General features: G+C 35.3%; 9 protein-coding genes and 1 pseudogene. 3 read left to right on the plus strand and 7 right to left on the minus strand.

All coding sequences use genetic code 11. From position 1 onward, the window contains the following. Positions 1 to 47: 47 nt before the first annotated feature. From ttcA to ACFIL8_RS02395, 4 genes and pseudogenes are all read right to left on the minus strand, one after another. Entirely contained in the window at positions 48 to 923 is an 876-nt protein-coding gene (gene ttcA / locus ACFIL8_RS02380; RefSeq protein WP_375628128.1) for a tRNA 2-thiocytidine(32) synthetase TtcA, read from the minus strand. Between the two features lie 267 nt (positions 924 to 1,190). Beyond that, positions 1,191 to 1,808 carry a 30S ribosomal protein S4 gene (gene rpsD, locus ACFIL8_RS02385; protein WP_273722651.1) on the minus strand — a complete coding sequence of 206 codons (618 nt, stop codon included), beginning with the start codon at positions 1,806 to 1,808 and terminating at the stop codon, positions 1,191 to 1,193. 170 nt (positions 1,809 to 1,978) lie between these two features. Beyond that, positions 1,979 to 2,806 carry a glutamate racemase gene (gene murI, locus ACFIL8_RS02390; RefSeq protein WP_375628129.1) on the minus strand — a complete coding sequence of 276 codons (828 nt, stop codon included), beginning with the start codon at positions 2,804 to 2,806 and terminating at the stop codon, positions 1,979 to 1,981. Then, a pseudogene (locus ACFIL8_RS02395) lies at positions 2,799 to 3,636 on the minus strand (RNA methyltransferase). Before ACFIL8_RS02395 ends, murI begins: the two are co-directional and overlap by 8 nt. 302 nt (positions 3,637 to 3,938) lie before the next feature. On the opposite strand from ACFIL8_RS02395, the gene sfsA reads away from it, so the two are divergent. The 3 genes from sfsA to radC are packed head-to-tail and all read left to right on the plus strand — an operon-like array spanning position 3,939 to position 6,290. Continuing rightward, a complete protein-coding gene (gene sfsA, locus ACFIL8_RS02400) occupies positions 3,939 to 4,655 on the plus strand; it encodes a DNA/RNA nuclease SfsA (RefSeq protein ID WP_375611922.1) in 717 nt (238 codons plus the stop codon). Beyond that, a complete protein-coding gene (map, locus tag ACFIL8_RS02405) occupies positions 4,648 to 5,478 on the plus strand; it encodes a type I methionyl aminopeptidase (RefSeq protein WP_375611923.1) in 831 nt (276 codons plus the stop codon). The genes sfsA and map overlap by 8 nt, the downstream gene beginning before the upstream one ends. 17 nt (positions 5,479 to 5,495) lie before the next feature. After that, complete coding sequence (gene radC, locus ACFIL8_RS02410) at positions 5,496 to 6,290, plus strand: DNA repair protein RadC (protein WP_375613419.1); 795 nt, start codon at positions 5,496 to 5,498, stop codon at positions 6,288 to 6,290. Between the two features lie 44 nt (positions 6,291 to 6,334). On the opposite strand, the gene ACFIL8_RS02415 is transcribed toward radC, so the two are convergent. The 3 genes from ACFIL8_RS02415 to ACFIL8_RS02425 all read right to left on the minus strand — a co-directional run bounded on the left by ACFIL8_RS02415 (position 6,335) and on the right by ACFIL8_RS02425 (position 8,450). Then, positions 6,335 to 6,547 (minus strand): DUF3126 family protein, encoded by a 213-nt coding sequence (locus ACFIL8_RS02415; RefSeq protein ID WP_375611925.1) that lies wholly within the window; start codon positions 6,545 to 6,547, stop codon positions 6,335 to 6,337. Between the two features lie 620 nt (positions 6,548 to 7,167). Further along, the gene (locus ACFIL8_RS02420; RefSeq protein ID WP_375613418.1) at positions 7,168 to 7,941 is read right to left on the minus strand and encodes an alpha/beta fold hydrolase; all 774 of its coding nucleotides are present in this window, start codon (positions 7,939 to 7,941) and stop codon (positions 7,168 to 7,170) included. Beyond that, on the minus strand, positions 7,938 to 8,450 hold the full coding sequence (locus ACFIL8_RS02425) for a DUF192 domain-containing protein (RefSeq protein WP_375613417.1): 513 nt from the start codon (positions 8,448 to 8,450) through the stop codon (positions 7,938 to 7,940). Before ACFIL8_RS02425 ends, ACFIL8_RS02420 begins: the two co-directional genes overlap by 4 nt. Between the last annotated feature and the right edge of the window lie 14 nt (positions 8,451 to 8,464).

Here is an 8,464-nt window from a genome sequence, read left to right on the forward strand (position 1 = left end):
TCTTATCTTAAACTCTTTAAACTTATTTTTAAAATATCTAATTTTTATTAACACGTTTTAAAATCAAAGAATTTCTTATCAAGCAAATGACTTGGGCGTACATTTGTTAAAGCGCGAATCATCGTATCTTTACGTCCTGGCATTTGTCTTTCTATATTTTTCAGCATTTCTTTCATTGCATTACGTTGTAATCCATCTTGACTACCGCAAAGATTACAAGGAATAATTGGAAATTGCATTTCTTGAGAAAATTTTTCCATATCTTCCTCAGCAGCATAAACAAGAGGACGTAATACAAAAAGATCTCCTTCATCATTTTTAAGTTTTCCAGGCATGGCAGCTAATCGGCCACCGTGAAACAAATTCATAAAAAATGTTTCTAAAACATCATCACGATGATGACCTAAAACTAATGCAGAACATCCCTCTTCACGTGCAATACGATAGAGATTACCACGTCGTAATCGAGAACAAAGTGAACAATATGTCTGCGACTCTGCCAATTTATCTGTAACAATGGAATAAGTATCCTGATATTCAATACGATATGGAATTTTATAAGAACTTAAAAAGTCTGGAAGAATATGCTTAGGAAATCCTGGGTGCCCTTGATCAAGATTACAGGCTAGAATTTCAACGGATAAAAGACCTCGCCACTTTAAGTCTAAAAGAAGCGCTAATAAACCATAAGAGTCTTTTCCACCCGATAAAGCAACAAGCCATTTTTTCCCTGTAGAGAGCATAGAAAAATCATCCAAAGCTTGTCGCATATGACGTAAAAGTCGTTTGCGCAATTTATTAAATTCTACGCTTGAAGGAGCAACACGAAACATTGGATGACAATTATCTGCTTCGCTTATTAAAGGATCATCTCTCCCTTTGTTTTCTTCTATTGCCTGATATTCAACTGAAACATCATTCATAATACCATATCCTGCACAATAAACGGCTCGTTTTGCAAAGATAAAAACAAATATTAAAGCAAGCTTACATTTATGTTTTTTGAATTTATAAATTAGATACACAAAAAAGAAATGGAACTATACAAATTTATGACTATAAAACATAGCAATAAACTTAATATAGAACCATTTACAAAAAGAACTTATTAACTTCAAATATTGTAAGAATAACATAATATTTTGAAGTTATCATAATAGAAGAGAGAAACAATTTCTCTTACAGAAAAATTATCGAGAATAAAATTCAACAACCAGATTAGGTTCCATTTGCACAGCATAAGGAACATCTGCAAAAGCAGGAATACGTGTAAAGGTTGCTTTCATCTGTTTATGATCTGCTTCAATATAATCAGGGACATCACGTTCTGCCAATTGCACTGATTCTAACACTAAAACAAGTTGTTTCGATTTTTCCCGAACCTCAATAACATCACCGGGTTTACAACGATAAGATTGAATGTTTGTGCGCCGCCCATTGACATTAACATGACCGTGATTGATAAATTGGCGAGAAGCAAAAATCGTAGGTACGAATTTTGCACGATAAACAACAGCATCCAAACGTGATTCTAACAGACCGATAAGATTTTCACCAGTATCTCCCCGTCGACGAGCAGCTTCTTCATAGGTTTTATGAAATTGTTTTTCTGAAATATCTCCATAAAACCCTTTCAATTTCTGTTTAGCGCGCAACTGCACCCCATAGTCAGAAAGTTTTCCTTTACGACGCTGTCCATGCTGACCTGGACCATAATCACGACGATTGACAGGAGATTTTGGACGCCCCCAAATATTTTCTCCCATACGACGGTCAATTTTATACTTTGTTGTTTCGCGTTTACTCATCGCATTTCCTTATAAAATAAAACACGAGATCTTAAGACCCCAAGGAAACGCACCCTCCTCTGCCTTTAAATACTAAAGACTGACAGAATACCTTAACATATCAATATGCAAAGTTATCCACGGGACACGTCAATTAATGCTATTTTCTTGAAAAAATAGCTAGATCATCATTATTGGTCTCGTAACCCAAAGTCAACTCCTTTCATGAGTTTTAAGCCAAATCCTTTAAACAAATTCTCCGTTAAAGAAGTGATATTTTTTGATGTCAACAACGCAAAATCTTGATATTTCTTTATATATTGATGGTGTATCTTTCCCGACAATGGTAATAAAGATCTGGTATGTTTGGCGATCGCTTTCGCCGGATCAATCCACTCAACGGACCATAAAGCATGTTCACGAAAGAAATTAATCAAAAAAGGATAATGTGTGCAGGCTAAAACAATAACATCCGTATATTGTCCATTTTTTTCCACAAAACATGGCAAGATTTCTTTTCTTAACTCTTCTGAATCGATAGATTTTCCCCGTAAATAATCTTCAGCAAGTCCAGCCAGCTTTTTACTTCCCACAAGCTGAACATGACACTGTCCAGCAAAAGAGTTAATTAATTCATTTGTATAAGCACGTTTAACTGTTCCAGGAGTCGCTAATACGGAAATAAAACCAGATTTTGTTTGTTCAGCAGCTGATTTAATTGCAGGAACTGTTCCTACAAAAGGGACATGAGGAAAATTCTGTCGTAAATCTGCTATCATCAGTGTAGAAACAGTGTTGCAAGCAATTACACATAAAGCTGGATTGTAACGTGTTAAAAGATTTGTAAAAATCTTCAAAATACGCTCTTTCAAAATATTTTCTTTCCAATTTCCATAAGGAAATCCTGCATCATCAGCAACATAGATAAATTGCATGTCAGGGATAAGAATACGCGCCTCCCTGAACACTGTTAAACCACCAATACCGCTATCAAAAAAAAGAACAGGTCGTTCATCCATTAGTTTTCACACTTATTTTTAACTTTTTTACGATCACGCTCTTCCGGTGCTCTACTCCCCCGTGGATATTGTGGCGAAAAATGATCCAAAGAAGATATAATGCCTCGCAATAAACGAACCTCAGGTTCACTAAAGTTAGCGCGCGTAAAAACAGAGCGCAAATTTGCAAGCATTACTTCTTTACGTTCTGGTGGTCTAAAATACCCACGGATATTCAAAGCCTCTTCTAACTGAGATAAAAAACCATGGAATATTGTTTTATTTGCAGGTTCCATCTCTGCTGCACGAAATGCCGTATCGCTGACATTCTCTAAACCAGCTTTCATCCATTCGTAAGACATTAAAAGAACCGCTTGCGCAATATTAAGTGACGCAAAAGCAGGATTAACTGGAAAAGTAATAATTTCATCAACAAGGCTGATTTCATCATTTTCTAGTCCCCATCTCTCTCTTCCAAAGACAATCCCGGTCTTATGTCCGATACTTTCACGCTGACGTAATACGCTTGCTGCTTCGACAGCACTTTTTACAGTTTTAAATCCACATCTTTCACGTGCTGTTGTGGCAAAAACATAGTGTAAATCTGCAATTGAATCACGCAATGTGTTAAAAATCACAGCATTGTTAATGACATGATCAGCTTTACTCGCAGCAGCTCTAGCTTTTTCATTTGGAAACATCTCTCGAGGATTGACTAATCGAAGCTTAGAAAGCCCAAAATTTGCCATTGCCCTTGCGACCATACCAATGTTTTCAGGAAGCTGCGGTTCAACTAAAATAATAATGGGACCATTTGTTAAATTTTCACGATTCCTATTCGTTCCTGCCATCAATTTTACCTAGTTTCACTTAAACTATCTCCCTCTCCACTATTTTTACGAAACCTTTTTCACAATACTCTAATGCTGTTTAATAATAAATTATAGATAATCTATCTTTTCATTCAAAGATAATAGTTTCTAAACCTAATAATAAATTTTAAAAGCCATTAAAGTGAACGATGGAATTTATAACAATTTATATAAGATATCGTAGCGTTTTTTACATCAATTTTATCTTTTTTAATAGGGAACAGCCCCTATAAATCATAATCTCAGTTGAATTATGAAATCATAAATCCTAAAAAAGGGATATGCACTTTATTCCCAAACTTTTTCCTGCAAAGCTTATCCGTCGTTATAAACGTTTCCTTGCGGATGTTCAACAAGATGATCAGCATGTCCTCACCGTGTCTGTACCTAATACAGGATCAATGCTTGGATTAACAGCTTTCAACACCAATATTTGGCTTTCTTATCATAACAACATCAAACGAAAATATGCCTATCAATTAGAAATTATTGAAGCCGATAATACTTTGGTTGGTATTAATACTTCTTTACCCAATAAACTTGCGTTAGAAGCAATTCAAAACGGATTACTACCAGAATTAAATGGATATAAAACAATTTTAAAAGAACAACGCTATGGGACACAATCACGAATTGACTTTCTTTTACGTGATGACATTCTTCCTGATTGTTACCTAGAAGTCAAAAATGTTCATTTTATTCGTCAGAAAGGATTAGCAGAATTTCCTGATAGCGAAACAAAACGTGGTGCACGTCACCTTGATGAGCTCATAGGAGTTGTACAACAAGGAAAACGAGCTGCTATGCTTTATATTATTCAACGAGAAGATTGCTCAGCTTTTACAATTTGTCATGATCTTGATCCACTCTATGGACGTAAGTTTGATTTAGCATTAAAATCAGGAGTAGAATGTTATGCTGTAAAGTGTCATGTAAGTGTAGAAGGCATTTTTCCGATTCAGAGAGTAAAAATAGAAAATAGAAGAAACAATGACTGAGTATATCGAATATAATAAAATCCCTTTAAAATTTAATGGAAAAATCCGCATTTTCGATGATTATGCTTTTGCTAAAATGCGTGAAGTTGGTCGTATTGCTGCAGAATGCCTTGATGCGCTTACAGATATTATTAAGCCGGGCGTTACTACGCAAGAAATAGATGATTTTGTATTTATTTTTGGAGCTAAGCGAGGAGCACTTCCTGCTGATCTAAATTATCATGGATACAGCCATTCATGCTGTACATCTATCAATCACGTTGTCTGCCATGGCATTCCCAATAAAAGACCTTTGCAAGAAGGTGATATTGTAAATGTTGATGTAACCTTTATCCTTGATGGTTGGCATGGGGATTCAAGCCGAATGTATCCTGTTGGAAAAATTAGGCGTGCCGCAGAACGCTTGCTAAAAATAACCTATGAAAGTCTTATGCAAGGAATCGCTGTCGTTAAGCCTGGAGCAACGACAGGTGATATTGGGGCAGCCATTCAACAGTATGCAGAATCTGAACGCTGTTCAATTGTGAGAGATTTTTGCGGACATGGTATCGGCCAGCTTTTTCATGATGCTCCCAATATTCTCCATTATGGAAATCCTGGAGAAGGAGTTGAATTAAAACAAGGTATGATGTTTACAATTGAGCCTATGATTAACCTTGGTAAACCACAAGTTAAGATTTTATCTGACGGTTGGACTGCTGTTACCCGTGACCGCTCTCTGACAGCACAATATGAACATACAATTGGTGTTACAAATGAAGGGTATGAAATATTTACACAATCTCCTAAAAATATTTTTTATATTCCAAATTCCCATACCTAACGCAATGTAGAGATGTTATGGCTAAAAAATTAAATCAAAAGGAAGATACTCAAAGTAATCACTTTGCATTAACATCGAGTTCTCCACTCACCCCAGTATCAGAAAGAAAAAGTGAAGAGCCTCAGAAAAACGCACAGCTTCATAAACATTATCAAGGCCATCGTGAACGTCTTCGGAAGCGCTATTTAAAGTCAAAAGGAAATGCAATTGAAGATTATGAATATCTTGAATTATTGCTTTTTCGCACAATACCCCGTGCAAACACAAAACCCATAGCTAAAAATTTGATAGCGCGTTTTGGTTCATTAGCTGATGTGTTGGGAGCGGATATTCACCGACTTCAAGAAATTCCAGGATGTGGTCCCGCCACTGCAGTTGATTTAAAAATTATTTCAGATGTTGCTGGACGTCTTGCTCGTGCGCAATTGTTTAAGCGCGATATTTTTTCATCATGGGATAAAGTGTTAGCGTATTGTAAAGCTGTTATGGCTCACGAAACACGTGAACAGTTTCGTATTTTGTTTCTTGATAAGAAAAACGGCTTACTTGCTGATGAGGTGCAACAAACTGGAACCATTGATCATACCCCTGTTTATCCTCGTGAAGTTATTTCTCGAGCTTTAGAGTTATCCGCATCAGGACTTATCTTAGTCCACAATCACCCTTCTGGCGATTCCACCCCCTCTAATGCAGATATAACAATGACATATAGATTAAAAGATGCAGCAAATGCATTAGGCATTATTATCCATGACCATCTTATTATTGCACGAAATAACCATACGAGTTTTAAAGCGTTAAAACTTATATAAATCTTATGGGATAAAAAAGACTTCATTCAACTATGAATAACGAATCAATTTTCTAAATCAATATCTAATATAGCCATTGAGAAATTATAGGAGAGCTCATCTTCATCTTCATCTCGATAGATAATGCCTAAAAACTCATCTCCCATATAAACCTCACAAGAATCACTCTTTTTAGGCCGTGCTCTGACTTGCAATGCTGAGTTTTGGAATATATTTCTAAAATAATTATCAAGTTTTTTTATTTCATCAGCATTCACTATGCTCTCCTGTTTTTTTGAAACGATTAAAATAATTGCGTGTCGTGCAAATAAGACACTCTTATGATTCTGTAAAGTCAGTAAAAAAGCATAATCTGAATATTTACTTAATATTACATATATTCACAACGTTCTTTATACATTCATAAAGAACGTTTACAAAAGGAGTCTATCATTATTAAATATACCCGTATAGATTAAAAAATGGCAAAAAAAAACTGTATATTTTTAATAATTTTACTTTATCTCCAATTTTAGCATCTGTATTTAAAATGCATATTCGTAAGAATAAATTGATCAATAATTTATAATTTTGTTTATTTTATAAAAAATACAAATAAAAATATTTTTTTATTTAAAACTACATTTTTTAGCAAAAAATATTTATTACATCATTCGAAAATAATTCTTTTTAATAACCTTTAAAGTATAATTATCTAATCTTAGAAGAATTACCTCTCTGGAAAATATACAAAATAAGCTAATAAGAGTTTATTTTTCTTTTCATTTTTTATAAAAACTTACGTCATAACAGAAAGATTTTTTAATAAGCTTTTTTCAATTTATACGAAATAAAAATATTGGGTATTTCTGTAAATTCTAAAAGCTATGAAGAGTTCTTATTTTATAGGATAACGAGAAAGAAAATCGATAACGCCTTTTTTATAAACTTTATCGCCTACAGCAAGCATATGATCTCGATCAGGAATTGATAAAGCTTCACCACAAGGCAACAAGGCTGCCAATGGCTCTGCATCACCGCCAATTTCATCTAATGAACCAACGGCAACAAGTGCTGGTTGTTTGATTTTGTAAACTTCAGACGCCGTTAACTCCTGTTTTGATGTAATGATACAAGCAGCAAGAGCACGCCTATCGCTTTTCGTTTGATCTGCAAATTTACGGAACATTAAACCGCGCGTATTGGTAATAGTGGAAATATCTTCTGCTAAAAGGGCCTCAGCAACGGGCTCCCAATTTCCTGCTCCCGTCACCATACCAATACCTAAACCACCAAAAATAACACTGTGTACATATGTTGGATGCAAAAGAGCCATGAAAGCACTAATACGAGCCCCCATAGAATATCCCATAACATGGGCTTTAGATAACTCTAAATGCTGCAGTAACTTTACTGCGTCGCCAGCCATAGCTTGAGGTGTATAAAAGATAGGATCATAACTTTTAACTGAATCTCCGTGACCGCGATTATCAAGAGCAATAACACGATATCCTGCTTCCGTGAGAATACGAAACCAACCTGTTGCATACCAATTCACCCGTGCAGAAGATCCAAAACCATGGATCAACAAAACAGGAGCGCCTTGTCCTTCTTCTCGATAAGCAAATCGCAAACCATTATATTCAAAAAAACGAATATCTTCAGCGGTCATTTTTTATTGCACTTTCCACAAAGTACAGGATGAATAACACGTTGTCCTTTTTGTATCTGTTTTTCAGAAACTTCACCAGCATTAATTTCAAGTGCAAAAGCTGCAGGAACTTCTGATGAAATGGTATTTGTTGAAAATGGAGAAGTATTTTCAATAATCGATACAATAATTCCCTCAGAGTTTAAGAAAATCATATCTAAAGGTAAAGGCGTATTTGCCATCCACATAAAAATTTTCTGCTCATCTCCCGATGGATAACTTTTTAGCTGCTTAAAGAGCATTGCACGATCGCGTGGAAAATCAGTTCGATACATTAAACCAGCTGCCGCTTGAGATGGCGTAAAAGCAATCTCTACCTTATAAAAAACCGGACCTTGCTTTGTATGTATTTCTAAAGGAATCGGATGCACAGGAATCTCTATGGGCTCCTTTGCTACAACAACACGCATATCTAACATAAAAAGCATCACCAATAAAACAATATACCCCTTTTTAAAAGGCTTTAACATTCTTGTCTCCACCA

Origin of the sequence: Bartonella sp. AP57NXGY, from assembly GCF_042195805.1 — a bacterium.
Taxonomy (GTDB): Bacteria; Pseudomonadota; Alphaproteobacteria; order Rhizobiales; family Rhizobiaceae; genus Bartonella.

Coding starts and splice junctions, on each gene's coding strand:
- ttcA (WP_375628128.1), bottom strand. CDS start 923: ATGAATGATGTTTCAGTTGAATATCAGGCAATAGAAGAAAACAAAGGG.
- rpsD (WP_273722651.1), bottom strand. CDS start 1,808: ATGAGTAAACGCGAAACAACAAAGTATAAAATTGACCGTCGTATGGGA.
- murI (WP_375628129.1), bottom strand. CDS start 2,806: ATGGATGAACGACCTGTTCTTTTTTTTGATAGCGGTATTGGTGGTTTA.
- sfsA (WP_375611922.1), top strand. CDS start 3,939: ATGCACTTTATTCCCAAACTTTTTCCTGCAAAGCTTATCCGTCGTTAT.
- map (WP_375611923.1), top strand. CDS start 4,648: ATGACTGAGTATATCGAATATAATAAAATCCCTTTAAAATTTAATGGA.
- radC (WP_375613419.1), top strand. CDS start 5,496: ATGGCTAAAAAATTAAATCAAAAGGAAGATACTCAAAGTAATCACTTT.
- ACFIL8_RS02420 (WP_375613418.1), bottom strand. CDS start 7,941: ATGACCGCTGAAGATATTCGTTTTTTTGAATATAATGGTTTGCGATTT.
- ACFIL8_RS02425 (WP_375613417.1), bottom strand. CDS start 8,450: ATGTTAAAGCCTTTTAAAAAGGGGTATATTGTTTTATTGGTGATGCTT.